Source organism: Kitasatospora sp. NPDC086801, assembly GCF_044745805.1.
GTDB lineage: Bacteria > Actinomycetota > Actinomycetes > Streptomycetales > Streptomycetaceae > Kitasatospora.
The window spans coordinates 66,581-83,817 of sequence record NZ_JBIVAX010000026.1; the positions used below are offsets into that span (position 1 = coordinate 66,581).

Sequence of the window (17,237 nt, forward strand, 5' to 3'; positions counted from 1 at the left end):
GCCGGTTCGACACCTGCCCGGAAAATTCTTCGCGAGGTCCCCCGTTCGGCGGTCTACCGGGCCGGAGCCCGGGCCGAAGCCGGGGTCGGCGCGGGCGTGGGCGCGGGGGCCTGGGACCGGGCCGGCTGCGGGGCGCAGAGCAGGGCGGCCCGCAGGTCGAGCCGGTCCCGCAGCCGGGCCAGACTGCGGCCGGTCAGCTCCTCGATCCGGCGGATCCGATAGTGCACGGTGTTGACGTGGATGCACAGCGCCTCGGCCGTCCGCGCCCACGAGCCGTCGTGGTCCAGGAAGACCGCCAGGGTGCCCAGCAGCGAGACGGCGTTCTCCCGGTCATGGGCGGCCAGCGGGGCCAGCAGCCGGGCGTGGAAGGCGGCCGTCACCTCCGGCGGGATGCCGCGCAGCAGCCCGTCCAGCGAGTCCAGTTCGGCGGCGCTGCCGACCGGGCCGTCCGCGCCCTCCAGTACGTACCGGGCCTGCACCAGCGCCGCCCGCAGCGCGGCGGGGGCGGGCGGGGCGGCCGGGCCGACGCCCACCCGCAGGGTGCGCCGACCGGTCAGCCGGCTCTGCAGCGCGGGCCGGGCCCGACGCAGCCGTTCGGCGACCTGCTCGACCGGCGCGGCCACCAGTGCGGCGGACCGCCCGCCGCGGTCGGTCCCGGCGGCGTACGGCACGTCGAGCGGGTGCAGCGCCTCGGCCAGCGCGTACGCCGCCCAGGCGGCGGGCACGCCGTCGCCCGGCGCGGTGGCCGCCTCGCCCGCCCGGCCGCCGTCGATCCGCGCGGTGACCGCCACCAGCGCTTCGGCCCCGCCCAGCCCGCAGGCGGCGAGCGGCCCGGCGAGCCAGGCCTCCCCGGCGAGCGAGTCCAGCAGCCGCCCGGCGGCCCGGCGCCGCGCGCCCGCGCCCGCGTCGGCGTGGGCGCGGGCGGCGAGCGGGGCGAGCAGTTCGGCCAGGCCCTGCAGCACCGGATCGGCCGCCGCCGAGCGCAGGTGCGGGCGCAGCCGCCAGCCGTCGAACGGCGAGCCGTCCTGGGGCCCGACGGGCAGCCCGGTGTCGCCGCGCCCGGCGGGCGGGACGGGCGTGGCGGTGGCGGCGACGGCCCGGCCGCCGGTGGTGGCGATCGAGCAGTCCGGCACCCCGAGCCGGCCGACGGCGTGGGCCAGCACCCCGCCGGCCCCGGCGTCCGCGTGCAAAAGGTCGAGCAGTTCGCGCCGGACGGTCTCCGGGATCGCCGCGGTGTCCTGGGCGCCGGCCCGCAGGTCCCCCCAGAGCCGCAGGTGGACGCGGTCGGTGACGGCGCGGAAGCCGACTCCGGCGGGCACCGCCAGCAGCGGGATGCCGTGGGTGCGGCAGGCGTCGGCGAGGCTGTCCGGGATGCTGCCGTGGGTGCCCTCGCCGGCCAGTAGCGCCGCCACGCCCGCGCTGCGCAGCGCGGTGGCGAAGCGCAGCGCGCCGGAGGCGTCGGCGGGCTGCCACCAGACCAGGCCGGTGAGGACGAGCTCGCCGCGCTGGAGGTAGCGGGCCGGGTCCTGGAGGTCGGTGGAGCTGAGCCCGGTGACCGGGCGGGCGAGCAGGTCCGGTGTGCCCCAGGCCAGGCGGATGTCCAGGTCGTCGAGGTGCAGCAGGTCGCCGACGATCATCTCTCGCTCATCTCGCTCATCTCGCTCTCTCTCGCCCTTGTGCGCTGCGCGGGACCATGTCTCGCAAGTGCAAGGTTCAGGTGCGCATGGGCATCGTAAATGCAAGTCGGACGGCGGTGATTCTTCTTGTCGGATCATCCAGCGCGGGGCCCCTCGGGCGGTGTGCGGAACCAGTCGTCCACCCGATTGCGGGGCTGCTTCCATCAGTGCGGGGCGCGTCGAGCCACCTCTTCGAGCGCCCCTCCTCTGGCGCCCCTCCTCTGGCGCCGCAGATACCAGCTGAAAGCGCCCACTTCCATGGCAGATGCCGATGAAATAATCCCTTCAGTGCCGTAGCTGCGAATGCCGGGGCTCTCCCTCGGGTAACCCCCTCCCGGGTCGCAGCGGCGCGGCCCGGGAGGAGGGAGCACCATGACCCCGTCGAGGCCCACCGTCCGGCTGCACGGCCACCTCGACCGGCCCGCCGAGCTGACGGTCGACCAGTTGCGCGCCCTCCCCGCGCACCGCGTCGAGGTCAGCTTCGACTGCCTGGCCGAGGGCGAGCAGCGGCACGGCTACGAGGGGCCCGCGCTCTGGGACGTGCTGTGCGCGGCCCGGCCCCGGATCGACTTCTCCGGCCGCAAGCAGCGGCTGCGCTTCCTGCTGTCGGTCAGCGGCGCGGACGGCCACCGGGCCGTCGTCTCCTGGGCCGAGATCGACCCCGACTTCGGCGGCCAGCGGATCCTGCTGGCCACCAGCATGGACGGCGCCCCGCTGGACACCGCCGGCCCGCAGCTGGTCGTCCCCGACGACCACTGCGGCGCCCGCTACGTCAGCGGGGTCACCGCGGTCTGGCTCGGCCCGTTGGGTGAACCGGCGGCCTGAGCCCCGGCTGGGAGCGGGCCCCGCGCCGTCGCGGGTCCCGCTCTCGCCGAGCGCGTCGCGGCGGAGCATCGTCGCTGCTCGGAGGGGGTGCGGACGATCGCGGGGAATGCCGGAAAACAGCTCGCCGGATGCCTGTTTCCGTGCCAACATGCCCCATATGGGGACGATTCTGCACGGCACCCTGGTGACCCTCCGCACCGCCGGCACCGACGACATCCCGGCGCTCGCGGCCATCCGCGGCACGCCCGAGGTGTTCGCCCGCTGGCGGGGCGGTGACAACCTCGCCGACGCCGTCGCCAGCGACCTGGAGGAGCCCGACACCGAGACCCTCGCCGTCGAGGTGGGCGGGAAGATCGTCGGCGCCATCCAGTGGTACGCCAACAACGACGACGAGTACCGGCACGCCGGCATCGACATCTACCTCGACCCGGAGGTCCACGGCGTCGGCCTCGGCACCGACGCCGTCCGCACCCTGGCCCGCCACCTCGTCGACCACCACCACTACCACCGGCTGATCATCGACCCGGCGGCCGACAACACCGCCGCGATCCGCTGCTACGCGAAGGTCGGCTTCCGTTCCGTCGGCACCATGCGCCAGTACGAGCGCGGCCCGGACGGCACCTGGCACGACAACCTGCTGATGGACCTCCTCGCGGACGAACTCCGCTGACCGGAGCGCCCGAGTGGCGGTCGGGCGGTCGGGCGGTCGGGCGATCTGACGGTCGGGCGATCTGGCGGTCGTCGGGGTGTCGTGGGGTCGGAGGTGTACGGACATCCTGTCGCCCGCCCGCCAGACCTGTTCCGGCGGCTGGACCGGCGTCAGCGGCAACTGCTCGAACTCGCGGCTCGTCATCAACGGCGGCGCGATGACCCTCTCCAAGTGCCCGATCACCGCCCAGCGCGCCCCGGGCCGCCCGGTGCCGGCCGCGACGTCCACCGCGAGGGTCGACTTCGACCCGGAGGCGGGCCCGACCCCGGGCGGGCCGGGCACCCCGCCCCCGAGCGACCGCTACCCGGCCGAGGTCGTCTTCCGGCTCAACTGGCCAAGCGCCGGGCATGTGTGACGCAACGTCAGATCAGGACTGCGCCTGCGTCTGCGCCTACGGCCGCCCGGTCCGGCGCGGGGCAGCCGCAGGAGCGCCGCAGCACCATCCGGGCCGGGAAGGTCCGCGCGCCGGTGGAGCGCCGCTCGGCCCCGCCGAGCACCAGGTCCACCGCGGCGCGGGCCATCTCGTCCTGCGCGGTCGCGACGGTGGTCAGCGCCGGGCCGGCGATCACCGCCTCGGCGATGTCGTCGAAGCCGGCCACCGCGAGCTGCTCCGGCACCCGGATGCCCAGGTCGTCGGCGGCCCGCAGCAGGCCGATCGCCTGGTCGTCGGTCGCGCAGAACACGGCGGACGGCCGGTCCGGCCGGGCCAGCAGGGCGAGCGCCTCGGCGTGCGCCCGGACGCGGTCGAACGGCGCCGGCACCAGCCGCCCCTCGGTCGCCAGCCCGGCCTCGGTCAGTGCGGCGGCCCAGCCGGCCGTCCGCCCGGTGACCGGGTCGTGCGGGCTGAGCGCGAGGGTGCCGCCGAAGCAGTGCACCTCGGCGTGGCCGTGCCCGAGCAGGTGCCGGACCACCTCGCGGGCGCCGCCCTCGTCGTCCGCCACCACCGCGACGCCGTCGGGGGTCTCGGCCCGGTGGTGCAGCAGCACGACCGGCGTGCCGTCGCCCACGTCGAAGCCGGTGAGCCCGGGGGTGGCCGGGTCCTGGGTGACCAGGACCAGTCCGTCGACCTGCATGCCGAGGAACGCGCGGATGTAGTGCGCCTCGCGCTCGTCCACGTAGTCGGAGTTGCCGATCAGCAGCAGCCGGCCGTGATCGGCGGCGGCCTGCTCGACGGCGTGGGCGAGCCCGGCGAAGAACGGCTGGCGGGCGTCCGGCACGACCATGCCGAGCAGGTCGGTCCGCCGCCGCGCCATCGCCTGGGCGACCCGGTTGGGGCGGTAGCCGAGCTCCTCGACCGCCGCGAGCACCCGCGCCCGGGTCGCGGGCGCCACCGGCCGCGGCCCGTCGTTGATCACATAACTCACGACCGCCGTGGACGTCCCCGCCACCCGCGCCACATCGTCCCGTGTCACCCTCGCCATGCCCGCGAGCCTACACAGCGCCACCGACGGCTCCGGGCGTCAGCGGCCTGTCCGAGGGTTCGTCTCAGTACGTGTGGTCCGCCGTGATGTCCGCCGAGAGGCCGAGGGCCTGTTCGGCGGGTTGCCCGCGCAGCGCCAGCAGGGTCTGGGCGAGCGCGTCGACGGCGGCCAGGTGGGCGAGCCGGCTGGCCGTGGTCTCCAGGCCGAAGACCAGGTCCTGCCCGCCCGCGACCAGGGTGTGGGTCGCCGTCTCGGTGAGCGGCGAGCGGGCGTAGCCGGTGAGCGCGACCACGGACGCCCCGGCGGCGCGGGCCCGGCGCGCGGCGTCGATCACCAGTGGGGTGGCGCCGCCGTGGCTGACCGCGAAGCAGACGCCGCCGGGCGGGAGTTGGGCGGCGGCCAGCTGGGCGGTGAGCGGGTCGGCGGGGGCGTCGACGCGCAGGCCGAGCGCGCGCAGCCGGTAGGCGAGGTCGAGCACCACCGCGCCGGACAGTCCGGAGCCGACCAGCACCACCTGGTCGGCGTCGGCCAGCACGTCGGCGGCCGCCCGCAGGTCGTCGGCGGTGAGCGTGGCGGTGATCCCGTCCAGGGCCGCGCGGGCGGCCCGCAGGGTGTCGGCGAGGGCCCGGGCGGCCGGGTCGCGTTCGTCGTCGGCGGGGTCCGGGGCGGCGGCGGGGGAGTGCCGGGCGGCGGCGATCTTCAGCTCCTGGTAGCCGCGGAAGCCGAGCCGCTGGCAGGCCCGGACCACCGAGGAGGGGGCGGTGCCGGCCAGCGCGGCGACGTCGCTGACGCTCAGGTGCACCAGGCCGGTGCCCCGGTCGAGCACCACTCGGGCCACCCGCGCCTCGGTGCCGCGCAGTTCGCCGAGCCGGGCCCGGATCCGCGCGGCGAGCTGGGACTCCAAGGGCGTCACCGGGGGCATCATGTCGGAATGTCCTTCCATGGCGCTAGGGTAGCGTGGAATTCGGTTCCAGGCCGTGCCGGGTCGCCGGAAGGCCGTCGGAGGGGAGCTTCGCCATGCCTGAGATCGTGCCGGCCGTGCCGGTGGCCGTGCTCGCCGCGGCCGTGCTGCACGCCGTCTGGAACGGCCTGGCGCACCGGATCCCGGACAAGCTGGTCGGCTTCGCGCTGATCAACCTGACCTACACCGCGTGCGCGCTCGTCCTGGTGCTGCTCAACCCGCTGCCGGCGGCCTCGTCCTGGCCGTACCTGCTGGCCTCGGTCGCCGTCCAGACGACGTCGACGGTCCTGCTGCTACGGGCCTATCAGCTGGGCGACTTCGGGCAGATGTACCCGATCGCGCGCGGCTCGGCGCCGCTGCTGGTGGCCCTGCTGTCGGCCACCGTGCTCGGCCAGCACCCGGGCGCGGGCGAGCTGCTGGGCGTGGTGGTGATCTCCTGCGGCCTGATCGGGCTGGCCTTCGCCAAGGGCATCCCGGGGCGGGCGCAACTGCCCGCGCTCGGGGCCGCCGCCGGGACGGGCGTGATGATCGCCGTGTACACGGTGCTGGACGGCAGCGGCGTCCGGCACGCCGGGACGGTCGGCGGCTACGTGGCCTGGCTGTTCCTGTTGCAGGGGCCGACGCTCGCACTGATCGTCTGGGCCCGGCGCGGCCGTTCGCTGCTGACCGGGGTCGGCAGGGTGGTGCCGCTGGGGATCGCGGGAGGCGTGCTCTCGCTGACGGCCTACGGCCTGGTGGTGTGGGCGCAGTCCCGGGGGGACTTGGCGACGATCGCGGCGCTGCGCGAGACGAGCATCGTGATCGCCGCCCTGATCGCCACCGTGGTCTTCCGGGAGCGGCTCGGCCGCCTGCGGCTGACCGCAAGCATCACCGTGCTGGCCGGGATAGCGGTCCTGGAGCTGGCCCGGCCGTAGGCCCTGTCCGGCCGATCGCGGGCCGATCCCCCGAGACCGGCCGGACAGGGCCCGGTGGCCGTCAGCCCTTCTCCGGCACGATCACGGTCAGCGCGGTGCTCAGCAGCTCGAAGCCCAGGGCTTCGTAGAGCCGGCGGGCCGGGTTGCCGTCGGTGACGGCCAACTGCACCTCGACGAGCCCGCGTTCGGCGGCGTCGGCGACGGCGCGGCGCAGCAGGTCCGCGCCGAGGCCCCGGTAGCCGAGCTCCGGGTGCCGGAAGACGTCGGCGATCCACGGCACGCCGCCGCGGTCGGTGAGGACGAGCCCGGCCACCACCCGGTCCTGCGCGTCCACGGCGAGCAGGCTGGACGGCAGCACCGGCCCGATGACCTCGCCGGCGAGCAGCGGGGCGATCCGCTCCGCCAGCGCCTGCCGGTCGTCGCCCGCGAAGTGGTCCGGGTGCCCCGGGGCGAACGCGGCCCGCCAGGCCTCGAACAGGTCCTCGGGCGCGCGGTCGCAGGGCACGGCCCGCAGTCCGCCGCGCAGCGGGGCCCCGGCCCAGTCGGCGGGCGGCGGGTCGGCGACCAGGTCGCGCCGCATGCCGTGGGCGTGCCGGAGCACGGTCGCGCCGTGCTCCAGCAGGGCGAGGCCGAACTCGGGCGTCCCGGAGACCACCCACCCGGCCATCTCGGTGCGGACGAACTCCACCGGGTCGATGCCGCCGCTCCCGTCCAACACCTCCAGCAGGTCGGCCCAGGGCCGGCCCTCCCGCTCGCCCGGGAGGTAGCGCACCACCGGTACGCCCTCGCCGTTACGCCCGATCATCAAATCCGCCTCGGTCACACTAAGCCCCATTCGTACGGTCGTTCGTCCGCCGTCATGGTCGAGGAAAGTGCGCCTCCGGGCAACCGAATTGTCAGTCCACCACCGCGGCGCGGACGCAGAGCACGTCCGGCAGGTGGGAAGTCAGCAACGACCAGCTCTCGCCCTCGTCGCGGCTGCCGTAGACGTCGCCGGTCCGGTTGCCGAAGTAGATCCCGGCCGGTTCGGCGTCGTCGGTGCGCAGCGCGTCGCGCAGCACGACGCCGTAGTGGTCCTCGCCGGGCAGGCCGTCGGCGAGCGGCTGCCAGCTGGTGCCGCCGTCGGTGGTGCGGAAGACCCGGCAGCGGCGGTCGGGCGGGATGCGGTCGTCCGCGCCGCCGAGCGGGAACAGGTAGGCGGTGTCGCCCCGGCGCGGGTGGGCGGCGACGGCGAAGCCGAACTCGGCGGGCAGTCCGTCGGCGATGGAGCGCCAGCTCGCGCCCCAGTCGTCGCTGCGGTAGACGCCGCCGTGGTTCTGCAGGTACAGCCGGTCGGGGTGGACGGGGTCGGGGGCGATCTTGTGCACGCACTGGCCGAACTCGGGGTACTGGCCCTCCTCCGGGAGGAACTCGGCGCGCAGACCGGTGTTGGCGGGCTCCCAGCTGTCGCCGCCGTCCTTGCTGCGGTAGACGCCGCCGCTGGAGACGGCGACCAGCAGCCGCTGCGGGTCGCGCGGGTCGGTGACGATGGTGTGCAGGCCCTGGCCGCCGTAGCCGGCGCCCCAGTCGGGCCGCTGCGGGTGGTTCCAGAGCGACTCGACCAGGCGGAAGGTCTCGCCGCCGTCCTCGGAGCGGAACAGCGCGGCGGGCTCGGTGCCGGCGTAGACGACGCCGGGGGCCTCCGGCCCGGCCGGCTGGAGCTGCCAGACCCGGGTGAGCGAGGCGCCGGTGGACTCGGGGAAGCGGATGGCCGGCCGCGGCGGCTCGTACCAGGTGGCGCCGAGGTCGTCGGAGCGCCAGACGGACGGCCCCCAGTGGCTGCTGTCGGCGCCGACCAGCAGCCGGGTGCGACCGTCGCGGCGGTCGACGGAGACGGAGTAGACCGCGTTCATCCGGAAGTGCGGCCCGCTGAACTCCCAGTCCAGCCGGTCGCGGCTGCGGCCGAGAAAGAGGCCCTTCTCGGTTCCGACGGCCAACAGCACTTCGGTCATGCCTCACACCACCTGGTCACGAGCGCGGCCCCCCGGGACGGGCCCCCGACGCCCAGTGTCCCGCCGTCCGCCGGCGGCCACATCTCGCCGCGCCGCTCACCCGGAAGGCCGTCCGCCCGGCTCACCCCGGCAGCCCGGATCACCCCCCGTCCGCCCGGCTCACCCCCGGCAGCCCTCCAGCAGCCGCAGCCACACCTCGCTGATCGTCGGGTAGGCGGGCACGGCGTGCCAGAGCCGGTCGATCGGCACCTCGCCGACCACGGCGACGGTCGCCGAGTGCAGCAGTTCGGCGACCCCGGGGCCGACCAGGCAGGCGCCGACCAGCACCTCGCGGTCCAGGTCGAAGACCACCCGGGCCCGGCCGCGGTAGCCGTCGCCGTACAGCGAGGCCCCGGCGACGGCGCCGAAGTCGTGGTCGACGGCCTTGACCCGCAGCCCGGCCCGTTCGGCCGCCGCCAGGGTCAGGCCGACGGCGGCGACCTCCGGATGGGTGAACACGACCTGCGGCGCGCCCGCGCTGTCGGCCGACGCGGCGTGCGCGCCCCAGCGGGAGGTGTCCAGCGCGCGCCCCTGGGCGCGGGCCACGATCGCCGAGCCCGTGATCCGGGCCTGGTACTTGCCCTGGTGGGTGAGCAGCGCCCGGTGGTTGACGTCCCCGGCGGCGTACAGCCACTCGCCGTCGACCCCGAGCACGGTGCAGCTGTCGTCCACCTCCAGCCAGCCGCCCGGCTTCAGCCCGACCTGCTCCAGCCCGACGTCGGCGCTGCGCGGGGCCCGCCCGGTCGCGTACAGCACCTCGTCGGCGGTCAGCCGCTCGCCGCCGCCGAGCGTCAGGACCACCGGCCCGGCGCCGTCCGCCCGCTCCAGCGCGGTGACCTCCGTCCCGAACCGGACGTCCACCCCGGCCTCGCGCAGGCCCTCCGCGACCAGCTCGCCCGCGAACGGCTCCATCCGCGGCAGCAGCCGGTCGCCGCGCACCAGCAGCACCACCTCGGAGCCGAGCGCCTGCCAGGCGGTCGCGAGCTCCACCCCGACCACGCCGCCGCCGACCACCGCCAGCCGCCCGGGCACGGCCGGCGCGGCGGTCGCCTCCCGGTTGGTCCACGGGTGGGCTTCCGCCAGCCCCGGCACGCCCGTGGGCAGCACCGGACGGCTGCCGGTGCACACGGCGACGGCGTGCCGCGCGGTGAGCACCCGCTCGGTGCCGTCCTCGGCCTCCACGGTGACGGTCCGCACGCCCGCCAGCCGGCCGTGGCCGCGCACCAGCTCGATACCGGTGTCCCGCAGCCACTGCACCTGGCCGTCGTCGTTCCAGTGCGAGGTGAAGGAATCCCGCCGGGCCAGCACCGCGGCCGGGTCCAGCCGCCGGCCGCCGACCGCCTCCCGGGAGCCGGCCACCGCACGGGCGTCGGCCAGCGCGGCCACCGGGCGCAGCAGCGCCTTGCTCGGCATGCAGGCCCAGTACGAGCACTCGCCGCCGACCAGTTCGGCCTCCACGACCACCGTGCGCAACCCGGCGGCGGCCGTCCGGTCGGCGACGTTCTCGCCGGTCGGTCCGCCCCCCAGGACGATGACGTCGTATTCCTCGGCGGTGCTGGTCATGCCCGGTCCTCCGTGGTGTCCATGGCCACCCCGGCCCGCAGGGCGAGGGTGACGGGTGTGCGCTCGCAGACGTCGAGCAGCCGGGCGCGTCGGGCGTCGTCCAACGCGCCGGTGAGGGCGACCTTCCGGGAGATCCGCCCGCGGCTGCCGTTCGTCTCGTACCCGAGCCTGACCCGAACGGCCGCCAGCGGCCACTTCTCGCGCTCCGCGTACATCCGCAGGGTGATCGCGGTGCAGGAGTCGAGCGAGGCGAGCAGCAGGGCGAACGGCTCCGGCCCGCGGTCCGACCCGCCGCGCCGCACCGGCTCGTCGGAGGTCAGCGGGTGGGCGCCGGCCTTGACGTCCACGTGGAACGGCTCGTCGGCGGCGCTGCCGGTCACGACCGCGGTGGTGACCCGCCTGAACTCCGGTTCGGCGGTGGCCGGTTCGGTGACTGGGCCGGTGACTGGGTCGGTGACTGGTCCAGCGCCCGGTGTGACGCCGGTGCTGGTCGGCTGCTGGCTCATGGGGGCTCGCTCTCCACTGGGATCCGGCCTCCCCGCCGGATCGGCGCCGGGCCGCGTGCCCGGCGCCGTGCCCATCCTGCGACGTCAGCGGGGGGTCGCGCAGACGAACACGCGGATGGGTCGGAGGGCGGATCAGAGCGCCGCGAGCTCGGCCAGCAGCGCCGCCGTGTCGGCCGGGCGGGAGAACATCGGCCAGTGCCCGGTGGGCAGTTCGCGCAGCTCCCAGTTCGGCCCGTCGAGTCCGGCGAACCACGGGTGGCCGGCCGTGATCCCCGCGTGCACCTCGGCGAGCGGGAAGGTGCAGGTCACCATCGCCTGCGGCAGCGCGGCCGAGGCGCCGGTCAGCCGCAGCCGCTCCCGGTAGGCCCCGGTCGGGTGCGGGGTGGCCCGCTCGCGGATCCGGGCGAGCACGGCCTCGTCCAGGCCCTCCGCGCTGGCGCCGTCGGCGGCGAGGTCGGCCCAGGAGGGCATCGGGAGGCGGCCGTCGACCACCGAGGCGTCGGCCGCCGCGCGGTGGCCGGGCTGCCAGAGGTCGTACAGCGAACCGCCGTCGATCATCGGGCCGCTGTCCAGGTAGACCACCCGGCGGATCCGCTCCGGCATCCGGTCCGCGATGCCGCCGACCGGGGCGCAGGCGCCGCTGTGCGCGACCAGCACCACCTCCCACAGGTCCTCGCGGACCAGCAGGTCGGCCAGCGCGGCGATGTGCTCCGCCAGCCCGATCGGCTCGGCCTCGCCCGCGCGCTCCGCCACCCCGGGCAGGGTCACCGGGTGGACGGTGTGCCCGGCGGCGCGCAGCGGCGCGGCGACTTCGTCCCAGGCCCAGGCACCGAGCCAGAAACCGGGAACCAGTACGAACGTGCTCATGGTGGATCGCTCCTCGTGGTCGGGCGGGATCTCCGTCGTCGACGACTCTAGGATCGACCTCGGACAGACCTCGCCCGGATTTCCGGGAGACCGGCCCCGGACCGGCCGCCCGGCTGGACGTCGACGAGCGCACCATCCGCCGCTGCCGGGCCGTGGCCACCGGCGGGGGGCGTGCGAGGGCCCGGGGAGTGCGACTCCCCGGGCCCTCGCACGCTCACACCTTCGGACGGGTCAGGCCTGGCCCTCGGCCGCCTGCTCCTCCGCCACCTTGCGCTTCACCTCGGCCATGTCCAGCTTCCTGGCCTGGCCGATCAGGTCCTCGAACACCGCCTCCGGCAGCGCGCCGGCCTGCGAGAAGACGAGCACGCCCTCGCGGACGATCGCCAGTGTGGGGATCGACTGGATCCCGAACGCGGAGGCCAGCTCCTGCTGCGCCTCGGTGTCCACCTTGGCGAAGACGAGGTCCGAGTGGCGCTCGGCCGCCTTCTCGTACACCGGGGCGAACTGCCGGCACGGCCCGCACCACCCGGCCCAGAAGTCGATGAAGACGAAGTCCTGGCCCTCCGGGCCCGGGACGATGTCGTCGAAGTTCTCCTTGGTCAGCTCGACCGTGCTGCTCATCTCGCGATTCCTTCCCTTCCGGAGGCGGCGCTACCGATCACGTGCTCGCGACAACCGCGCGCCCCGACGGGGTATTCCGGGGCCACCCCCGCCGGGTTGGGCGGAGTGGGGTCAGCGCCCCGGGCCGAGTCACGGGCGCACCTCGTACGCCTTCAGCCGCTCGATCCGGTCCGGCCCCTGAACGCCGGGCCAGCGCGGGTTCGGCGCCCCCGTGCCGATCAGGTGCTCGCGTCGCCAGACGCCGCTCCAGCCGACCCGCACGGCCGGCTCGAAGCGGTGCCAGCGCCCGCACGGGCACGGCTGCCGCACCCGCGCGCAGGTCAGGCAGAGCTCGACCCGGCCGTGGGCGGTCGGGCGCGACAGCGTCGGCCCCTCGTCCCCGCAGGCCGGGCAGCCGGGCAGGTCGGCGCCGTCCAGCAGCGCGTTCTGCCGCCGGACGTAGTCGGGCAGCCGCAGCGGCGGGTGGACGAACGGGTCCGCCCGCCAGGTCGCGTCCGGGGCGTCCCAGCAGGGGTGGTTCCACCACACCGGCTCCGCCGGCCGCCGCCGTCCGGCCCGCTTCTCCGCCCGGCGGAGCGCCTCGTACTCCTCCGCCCGGGCCAGCCACAGCACCCGTGCCTCGTGCAGTTCCTCCACCGCCCGCACCAGCGAGTCCGGGTCGGCCTCCAACAGCCGGGGCATCCGGGCACTGAGCGTGAGGTGGTGGTACGTGGCCCGGAAGCCGTAGGGCGCGAAACGGGTCAGGCAGGTCCGCAGCGCGCCGAGCCGTCGGTGCGCCGACAGCCGCTCGTCGTGTACCCGGGCCCGGTGGGTCAGGACGCTGGTCACGGCTGCCCCGTGGCGACATCGAGGGCCAGCTGCATCCGTATCACCGGGTGATCATGCCGGACGGCCCGTCCGTCGGGCCAGGGCATTACCCCGCGTCCGCCGCGATCCGGGCCAGGACCCGACCGCAGCGCCGGGCGAAGGCCCGCTGCGCGAGCGGCAGCAGCGGCCCCGCCAGCCGGGCGTACCGGGCGACCGGACGGCTGAAGGCGGTCACGCTGAACCAGACCGCCCCGTCCGCCTCCAGTTCGACCAGGAACGTCTCCTCGCCGCACGCCAGATGGCCGGCCCGGGTGCCGTAGGTGAAACCGTACCGGTCCGGGCCGTCGACGGTGGCCAGTACCCGGTTGGGGGCGCCGGCCCGGAGCGGGCCGACGCCGATCGCGCAGTGCACGGCGACGCCGGGGGCGGCCTCGTCGGCATCGGCGTCGATCCGCACACCGGCCAGCCGGTGCATCCGCCAGCCGAGCAGGGCGGCCCCGGCCACCTCCAGGGCGGCGCGGCCTCGGCCGATGAGTGCCCGGTGCCGCAGGTGGCGGTACCCGCCGGGCAGGTGGCCGGTGGCGCTGGCGCCCTGCTCCGGGTAGCTGAAGTCGGTCATCGGTGGTCCTCCGTGGTGGTGATCCGGCGCCAGGCGAGCAGCGAGCAGAGCGCGAAGCCGAGCGCGTTGCCGACGCCGTGGGTGGCGGCCATCCAGGTCAGGGTGGGATGGGGGAGCCCGGACGCCTGGCCGAGGGCCCACCACAGGGCGAGCAGCATGGTGAGGGCGAGGACGGCCGAGGAGACGGCGAGCAGCCGGGCGGTGACCGGGTCGGCGGCGCGGGGCCGCAGCTCGCGCCAGGTGACCAGGCCGACCAGCCACATCCCGGTGGTGAGCACGCAGGCCCCGGCGAACTGGACCCAGGTGCCGAGGAAGTACCCGGCGAGCACCAGCAGCGTCCCGGCCGGCACGCTGAGCGCGGCGCAGCGGGCGGCGCCGGAACCCGCCCGGGTGCTGCGGCAGACCAGCCCGGCGACGAGGGCGGCGGTGAATCCGGCGTAGTGGAAGTGCGGCACGGTCAGTGCCAGGACGTGCGGTTCGAAGCCGAACAGCGGGTAGCCGGAGCGCTCGGCGACCAGGGCGGTGCCGGCCACCGCCGGGGCGGCGAGCGCGGTGAGGACGGCGAGTTCGGCGGGCGCGAGCGAGCGGGTCCGGCGCAGCCGCAGCGGCGCGTGGAGGGCGACGGCCAGGGTGCCGAGCGCGTAGAGGGCGGCACTGCCGGTGGCGAGGCCGCCGCGCGGGAGCCACAGCGAGAGCGCGCCGGGGACGGCGGCGAGCGGCCAGAGTCGGCGGACGCGGGCGAGGCCGGGTTCGCCGATCAGGGCGAGGCCGAGCGGGACGACGGCGCCCATACCGAGCAGGACCAGCAGGTTCACCAGCTCCGTCGTGCCCTTCCCCATGCCGGAAGCACCTCCTTGAACGCGTTCAAACCTTGGTCGCCGACGACTCTACGCCGCCAAGTTGAACGCGTTCAACTTGGCTCCGGTCCGCCTGCCCTGGTGTTCACGGTGGGTGCGGCGCACTCTGGAGGAGTAACCGATGGAGGTGATCCGCCATGCAGACGCTGGTCGGTTGGCACATCGAGATGGAGTTCCGCGAGGACGGCCCGCGCACGACCGCCGCGGCCATGCTGCGGCTGCGCGACGGCAGGGAACTACGGGCCCACGGCTACAGCAGCCGCCACCCTTCGGACCCGGAACAGCTGCGGGTCGGCGAGGAGATCGCGGGGGCCCGGGCGCTCAACGACCTGGCCTCGCAGCTGCTCACCAAGGCCCACGGCGAGATCCAGGAGGTCAGCCCGGTCCCGACCCACCCGTTGACGTGAGCTCCCCGCACCCGGACGGCGGCCGCGCCGGTCGGGAGTCGTACCGGCCGCGCATCCCGCTGATCTGCCCGCGCTGCGGGCACGAGCAGCGGGTCGTGCCGGGCGGCCCCGACCGGGCGGTCAGGGTCGTGCACGTGGCGACGGGCCGGGAGGCGTGCGAACCCGGGGACCTGGCGAAGGCGCCGGACGACGGTCCCTGAGGGTGGCCCCCGGCACCGCGCGGCCCCCGGCACGGGCCGTGCCCGGCCCCGGCGCCGCCGGGGTCAGTTGACGCAGTACGTCGTCGGCAACTGCCACTCCGGCCCGACCAGCCGCTGCTCCAGCTCGTTGAGCGTGATCCGAATGCCCACCGTCCCGGCCAGCCCGACTCGGAACCGGCTGCGGGCCAGCGCGACCAGTGCCGTCAGGCCGTACTTGTTGATCAGCGAGGTGCGGTAGCGGGCGGTGTCGTCCGCGTCGCAGAGCCGTGCGCGGGCCGGCACCCGGCGGCCGGTCGGGCGTCCGTGGGCGTCGCACGGGCCGACCAGCACCCGGGGGTGGAGCCGGATCCGCTCGGCCTCGCCGGAGTGGGTGGGGGTCCAGACGCCGAGCGCGGTGCCGTCGGGCACCACCCAGATCTGCGAGTCCTGGCGGGTGCCGTCCTCGCCGAAGGTGGTGAGCAGGAGGTATCTGTGGTCGGCGAGCTGGTCGGTTCGGTCGTGCATCTGTCCTCCCTCTGGCGTGGGGGCCGGGGCCGTGGGTCAGTGCCCGTGGCCCTCGGTGATCTCGCGGTGCTCCTCGGCGGTGGGCTTGGCGATCCGGGCGTGTTCGCCGTGGAATCCGCGGGACAGCCTCACGCGGGTGCGGGTGAGCACGCCCGCGCTGTGGGCGACTCCATTCTCGTCGAGGGGGGCCGGCAGTTCGAGGGGGCGGGGCTGCTCGTGTGCGGTGAGCCGGTGCAGTTCGGCGGGCGCGAGCCCGGCGTGCACCTCGGTGAACTCGCCGTGCGGCAGGCGCTTGACGACGCCGGTCCCGCGTCCGTGCAGCACCTTGTCGCGGTCGCGGCGCTGGAGGCCGAGGCACCAGCGCTTGGTGATGACGAAGACGGCCACCGGGACGGCGAAGAAGCCGATCCGCACCGCGTAGGTGATGGCGTTGAGCGACAGGTGCAGATGGGTGGCGATGAGGTCGTTGCCGCCGCCGGCCAGCATCACCAGGTAGAGGCTGATCCAGGCGGCGCCGAGCGCGGTGCGGACGGGTGCGTTGCGCGGCCGGTCCAGCAGGTGGTGTTCGCGCTTGTCGTCGGTCACCCAGCTCTCGATGAACGGGTGGACGGCGATCGCGCCGAGGATCACCGGGAACAGCGTGAACGGGATCAGCACGCCGAGGTTGAGGGTGTGCCCCCACAGCCCGATCTCCCAGCCGGGCATCACCCGGATCAGGCCCTCGGCGAAGCCCATGTACCAGTCGGGCTGGGCGTCGGTGGAGACCTGGTCGGGGCGGTACGGGCCGTACGCCCAGATCGGGTTGACGGTGGCGATGGCGGACATCAGCGCGACGATGCCGAAGACCAGGAAGAAGAACCCGCCGGCCTTGGCCAGGTAGACCGGCATCAGCGGCATGCCGACGACGTTCTTCTCCGTCTTCCCGGGCCCGGCCCACTGGGTGTGCTTGTGGTAGAAGACCAGGATCAGGTGCGCGACCAGCAGCCCGAGCATGATGCCGGGCACGAGCAGCACGTGGACGGTGAAGAACCTCGGGATGATGTCGTGCCCGGGGAACTCCCCGCCGAACAGGAACATCTGCACGTAGGTGCCGACCAGCGGTATCGCGAGCACCACGCCCTCGACGAACCGGATGCCGGTGCCGGAGAGCAGGTCGTCCGGCAGCGAGTAGCCGAAGAAGCCGTCCAGCAGGCCGAGGAAGAGCAGCAGGAAGCCGAAGACCCAGTTGACCTCGCGCGGCTTGCGGAACGCGCCGGTGAAGAACACCCGCATCATGTGCACGAACATGGCCGCGATGAGGACCAGGGCGGCCCAGTGGTGGATCTGCCGGATCAGCAGCCCGCCGCGGACCTCGAAGCTGATGTCCACGGTGGAGGCGTAGGCCTCGGACATCGGCACGCCCTTGAGCGGGACGTACGAGCCGTCGTAGATCACCTCGCCCATGGAGGGCTTGAAGAACAGGGTCAGCCAGACGCCGGTCAGGATGATGATCAGGAAGGTGTACAGGCAGATCTCGCCCAGCATGAAGGACCAGTGGTCCGGGAAGATCTTGCGCAGGTTGGCCCTGGCCAGGGTGTGGATCCCCAGTCGGCCGTCCGCCCAGTCGGCGGCCCGCCGCCCCCGTCCTGGGTTCTGATTCCGGGTCATGTGCACGCACCTCAGTCGGAATGAAGTGGGGATCATTCCCCGCTTCTCGCTGAGGTCACCATAATCGGGGAGTGATCCCCACTTCTACCCGGGGCGGCTGTGA

General features: G+C 74.9%; 19 protein-coding genes and 1 pseudogene. 6 read left to right on the forward strand and 14 right to left on the reverse strand.

Annotated features, from left to right (window positions below; genetic code table 11):
- Positions 1 to 53: 53 nt before the first annotated feature.
- Positions 54 to 1,637 (reverse strand): PucR family transcriptional regulator, encoded by a 1,584-nt coding sequence (locus tag ACIPLC_RS24795; protein ID WP_400475202.1) that lies wholly within the window; start codon positions 1,635 to 1,637, stop codon positions 54 to 56.
- A 411-nt stretch (positions 1,638 to 2,048) separates the two neighbouring features.
- Between ACIPLC_RS24795 and ACIPLC_RS24800 the strand changes: the two genes are divergently transcribed.
- The 3 genes from ACIPLC_RS24800 (at position 2,049) to ACIPLC_RS24810 (ending at position 3,565) form a co-directional block, all read left to right on the forward strand.
- Positions 2,049 to 2,501: a molybdopterin-dependent oxidoreductase gene (locus tag ACIPLC_RS24800; RefSeq protein WP_400475203.1), complete on the forward strand. Its 453-nt coding sequence runs from the start codon at positions 2,049 to 2,051 to the stop codon at positions 2,499 to 2,501.
- 157 nt (positions 2,502 to 2,658) lie between these two features.
- Positions 2,659 to 3,171, forward strand: a complete 513-nt coding sequence (locus ACIPLC_RS24805) for a GNAT family N-acetyltransferase (RefSeq protein ID WP_400475204.1) — start codon at positions 2,659 to 2,661, stop codon at positions 3,169 to 3,171.
- A 76-nt stretch (positions 3,172 to 3,247) separates the two neighbouring features.
- On the forward strand, positions 3,248 to 3,565 hold the full coding sequence (locus tag ACIPLC_RS24810; RefSeq protein WP_400475205.1) for a hypothetical protein: 318 nt from the start codon (positions 3,248 to 3,250) through the stop codon (positions 3,563 to 3,565).
- 7 nt (positions 3,566 to 3,572) lie between these two features.
- Here ACIPLC_RS24810 and ACIPLC_RS24815 read toward each other — a convergent pair whose 3' ends face one another.
- On the reverse strand, positions 3,573 to 4,631 hold the full coding sequence (locus ACIPLC_RS24815) for a LacI family DNA-binding transcriptional regulator (protein ID WP_400475206.1): 1,059 nt from the start codon (positions 4,629 to 4,631) through the stop codon (positions 3,573 to 3,575).
- Between the two features lie 64 nt (positions 4,632 to 4,695).
- Entirely contained in the window at positions 4,696 to 5,574 is an 879-nt protein-coding gene (locus tag ACIPLC_RS24820; RefSeq protein ID WP_400475207.1) for a MurR/RpiR family transcriptional regulator, read from the reverse strand.
- Between the two features lie 74 nt (positions 5,575 to 5,648).
- On the opposite strand from ACIPLC_RS24820, the gene ACIPLC_RS24825 reads away from it, so the two are divergent.
- Positions 5,649 to 6,506 carry an EamA family transporter gene (locus tag ACIPLC_RS24825; RefSeq protein ID WP_400475208.1) on the forward strand — a complete coding sequence of 286 codons (858 nt, stop codon included), beginning with the start codon at positions 5,649 to 5,651 and terminating at the stop codon, positions 6,504 to 6,506.
- Positions 6,507 to 6,567: 61 nt separating this feature from the next.
- Here the strand turns inward: ACIPLC_RS24825 and ACIPLC_RS24830 are convergent, their stop codons facing one another.
- The 9 genes and pseudogenes from ACIPLC_RS24830 to ACIPLC_RS24870 form a co-directional block, all read right to left on the reverse strand.
- Entirely contained in the window at positions 6,568 to 7,311 is a 744-nt protein-coding gene (locus ACIPLC_RS24830) for a GNAT family N-acetyltransferase (protein ID WP_400475209.1), read from the reverse strand.
- 91 nt (positions 7,312 to 7,402) lie between these two features.
- Positions 7,403 to 8,497, reverse strand: coding sequence for a WD40/YVTN/BNR-like repeat-containing protein (locus tag ACIPLC_RS24835; RefSeq protein ID WP_400475210.1), 1,095 nt, complete (start codon positions 8,495 to 8,497; stop codon positions 7,403 to 7,405).
- A gap of 159 nt (positions 8,498 to 8,656) precedes the next feature.
- On the reverse strand, positions 8,657 to 10,099 hold the full coding sequence (locus tag ACIPLC_RS24840) for a dihydrolipoyl dehydrogenase family protein (RefSeq protein WP_400475211.1): 1,443 nt from the start codon (positions 10,097 to 10,099) through the stop codon (positions 8,657 to 8,659).
- Entirely contained in the window at positions 10,096 to 10,605 is a 510-nt protein-coding gene (locus ACIPLC_RS24845; protein ID WP_400475212.1) for an OsmC family protein, read from the reverse strand. Before ACIPLC_RS24845 ends, ACIPLC_RS24840 begins: the two co-directional genes overlap by 4 nt.
- A gap of 132 nt (positions 10,606 to 10,737) precedes the next feature.
- Positions 10,738 to 11,472 carry an alpha/beta fold hydrolase gene (locus ACIPLC_RS24850; protein WP_400475213.1) on the reverse strand — a complete coding sequence of 245 codons (735 nt, stop codon included), beginning with the start codon at positions 11,470 to 11,472 and terminating at the stop codon, positions 10,738 to 10,740.
- Between the two features lie 231 nt (positions 11,473 to 11,703).
- Positions 11,704 to 12,105: pseudogene (locus ACIPLC_RS24855) on the reverse strand (thioredoxin family protein); the annotation flags it as partial.
- A gap of 117 nt (positions 12,106 to 12,222) precedes the next feature.
- Positions 12,223 to 12,921, reverse strand: coding sequence for a hypothetical protein (locus ACIPLC_RS24860; RefSeq protein WP_400475214.1), 699 nt, complete (start codon positions 12,919 to 12,921; stop codon positions 12,223 to 12,225).
- An 85-nt stretch (positions 12,922 to 13,006) separates the two neighbouring features.
- Positions 13,007 to 13,519 (reverse strand): DUF1990 family protein, encoded by a 513-nt coding sequence (locus ACIPLC_RS24865; protein WP_400475215.1) that lies wholly within the window; start codon positions 13,517 to 13,519, stop codon positions 13,007 to 13,009.
- A complete protein-coding gene (locus ACIPLC_RS24870) occupies positions 13,516 to 14,358 on the reverse strand; it encodes a YndJ family protein (RefSeq protein WP_400475216.1) in 843 nt (280 codons plus the stop codon). Before ACIPLC_RS24870 ends, ACIPLC_RS24865 begins: the two co-directional genes overlap by 4 nt.
- A 155-nt stretch (positions 14,359 to 14,513) precedes the next feature.
- On the opposite strand from ACIPLC_RS24870, the gene ACIPLC_RS24875 reads away from it, so the two are divergent.
- Both ACIPLC_RS24875 and ACIPLC_RS24880 read left to right on the forward strand, forming a co-directional pair.
- The gene (locus tag ACIPLC_RS24875) at positions 14,514 to 14,783 is read left to right on the forward strand and encodes a DUF1876 domain-containing protein (RefSeq protein ID WP_063346968.1); all 270 of its coding nucleotides are present in this window, start codon (positions 14,514 to 14,516) and stop codon (positions 14,781 to 14,783) included.
- Positions 14,780 to 14,983, forward strand: a complete 204-nt coding sequence (locus tag ACIPLC_RS24880) for a hypothetical protein (RefSeq protein ID WP_400475217.1) — start codon at positions 14,780 to 14,782, stop codon at positions 14,981 to 14,983. Before ACIPLC_RS24875 ends, ACIPLC_RS24880 begins: the two co-directional genes overlap by 4 nt.
- Before the next feature lie 63 nt (positions 14,984 to 15,046).
- On the opposite strand, the gene ACIPLC_RS24885 is transcribed toward ACIPLC_RS24880, so the two are convergent.
- Positions 15,047 to 15,487 carry a PPOX class F420-dependent oxidoreductase gene (locus tag ACIPLC_RS24885; protein WP_400475218.1) on the reverse strand — a complete coding sequence of 147 codons (441 nt, stop codon included), beginning with the start codon at positions 15,485 to 15,487 and terminating at the stop codon, positions 15,047 to 15,049.
- Positions 15,488 to 15,523: 36 nt separating this feature from the next.
- The gene (locus tag ACIPLC_RS24890; RefSeq protein WP_400475219.1) at positions 15,524 to 17,134 is read right to left on the reverse strand and encodes a cytochrome bc complex cytochrome b subunit; all 1,611 of its coding nucleotides are present in this window, start codon (positions 17,132 to 17,134) and stop codon (positions 15,524 to 15,526) included.
- Positions 17,135 to 17,237: the final 103 nt, after the last annotated feature.

Bases quoted from the DNA above. Each gene is read 5' to 3' on its own strand.
- ACIPLC_RS24795 (WP_400475202.1), bottom strand. From the start codon at position 1,637: ATGATCGTCGGCGACCTGCTGCACCTCGACGACCTGGACATCCGCCTG.
- ACIPLC_RS24800 (WP_400475203.1), top strand. From the start codon at position 2,049: ATGACCCCGTCGAGGCCCACCGTCCGGCTGCACGGCCACCTCGACCGG.
- ACIPLC_RS24805 (WP_400475204.1), top strand. From the start codon at position 2,659: ATGGGGACGATTCTGCACGGCACCCTGGTGACCCTCCGCACCGCCGGC.
- ACIPLC_RS24815 (WP_400475206.1), bottom strand. From the start codon at position 4,631: ATGGCGAGGGTGACACGGGACGATGTGGCGCGGGTGGCGGGGACGTCC.
- ACIPLC_RS24820 (WP_400475207.1), bottom strand. From the start codon at position 5,574: ATGGAAGGACATTCCGACATGATGCCCCCGGTGACGCCCTTGGAGTCC.
- ACIPLC_RS24825 (WP_400475208.1), top strand. From the start codon at position 5,649: ATGCCTGAGATCGTGCCGGCCGTGCCGGTGGCCGTGCTCGCCGCGGCC.
- ACIPLC_RS24830 (WP_400475209.1), bottom strand. From the start codon at position 7,311: ATGATCGGGCGTAACGGCGAGGGCGTACCGGTGGTGCGCTACCTCCCG.
- ACIPLC_RS24835 (WP_400475210.1), bottom strand. From the start codon at position 8,497: ATGACCGAAGTGCTGTTGGCCGTCGGAACCGAGAAGGGCCTCTTTCTC.
- ACIPLC_RS24840 (WP_400475211.1), bottom strand. From the start codon at position 10,099: ATGACCAGCACCGCCGAGGAATACGACGTCATCGTCCTGGGGGGCGGA.
- ACIPLC_RS24845 (WP_400475212.1), bottom strand. From the start codon at position 10,605: ATGAGCCAGCAGCCGACCAGCACCGGCGTCACACCGGGCGCTGGACCA.
- ACIPLC_RS24850 (WP_400475213.1), bottom strand. From the start codon at position 11,472: ATGAGCACGTTCGTACTGGTTCCCGGTTTCTGGCTCGGTGCCTGGGCC.
- ACIPLC_RS24865 (WP_400475215.1), bottom strand. From the start codon at position 13,519: ATGACCGACTTCAGCTACCCGGAGCAGGGCGCCAGCGCCACCGGCCAC.
- ACIPLC_RS24870 (WP_400475216.1), bottom strand. From the start codon at position 14,358: ATGGGGAAGGGCACGACGGAGCTGGTGAACCTGCTGGTCCTGCTCGGT.
- ACIPLC_RS24875 (WP_063346968.1), top strand. From the start codon at position 14,514: ATGCAGACGCTGGTCGGTTGGCACATCGAGATGGAGTTCCGCGAGGAC.
- ACIPLC_RS24885 (WP_400475218.1), bottom strand. From the start codon at position 15,487: ATGCACGACCGAACCGACCAGCTCGCCGACCACAGATACCTCCTGCTC.
- ACIPLC_RS24890 (WP_400475219.1), bottom strand. From the start codon at position 17,134: ATGACCCGGAATCAGAACCCAGGACGGGGGCGGCGGGCCGCCGACTGG.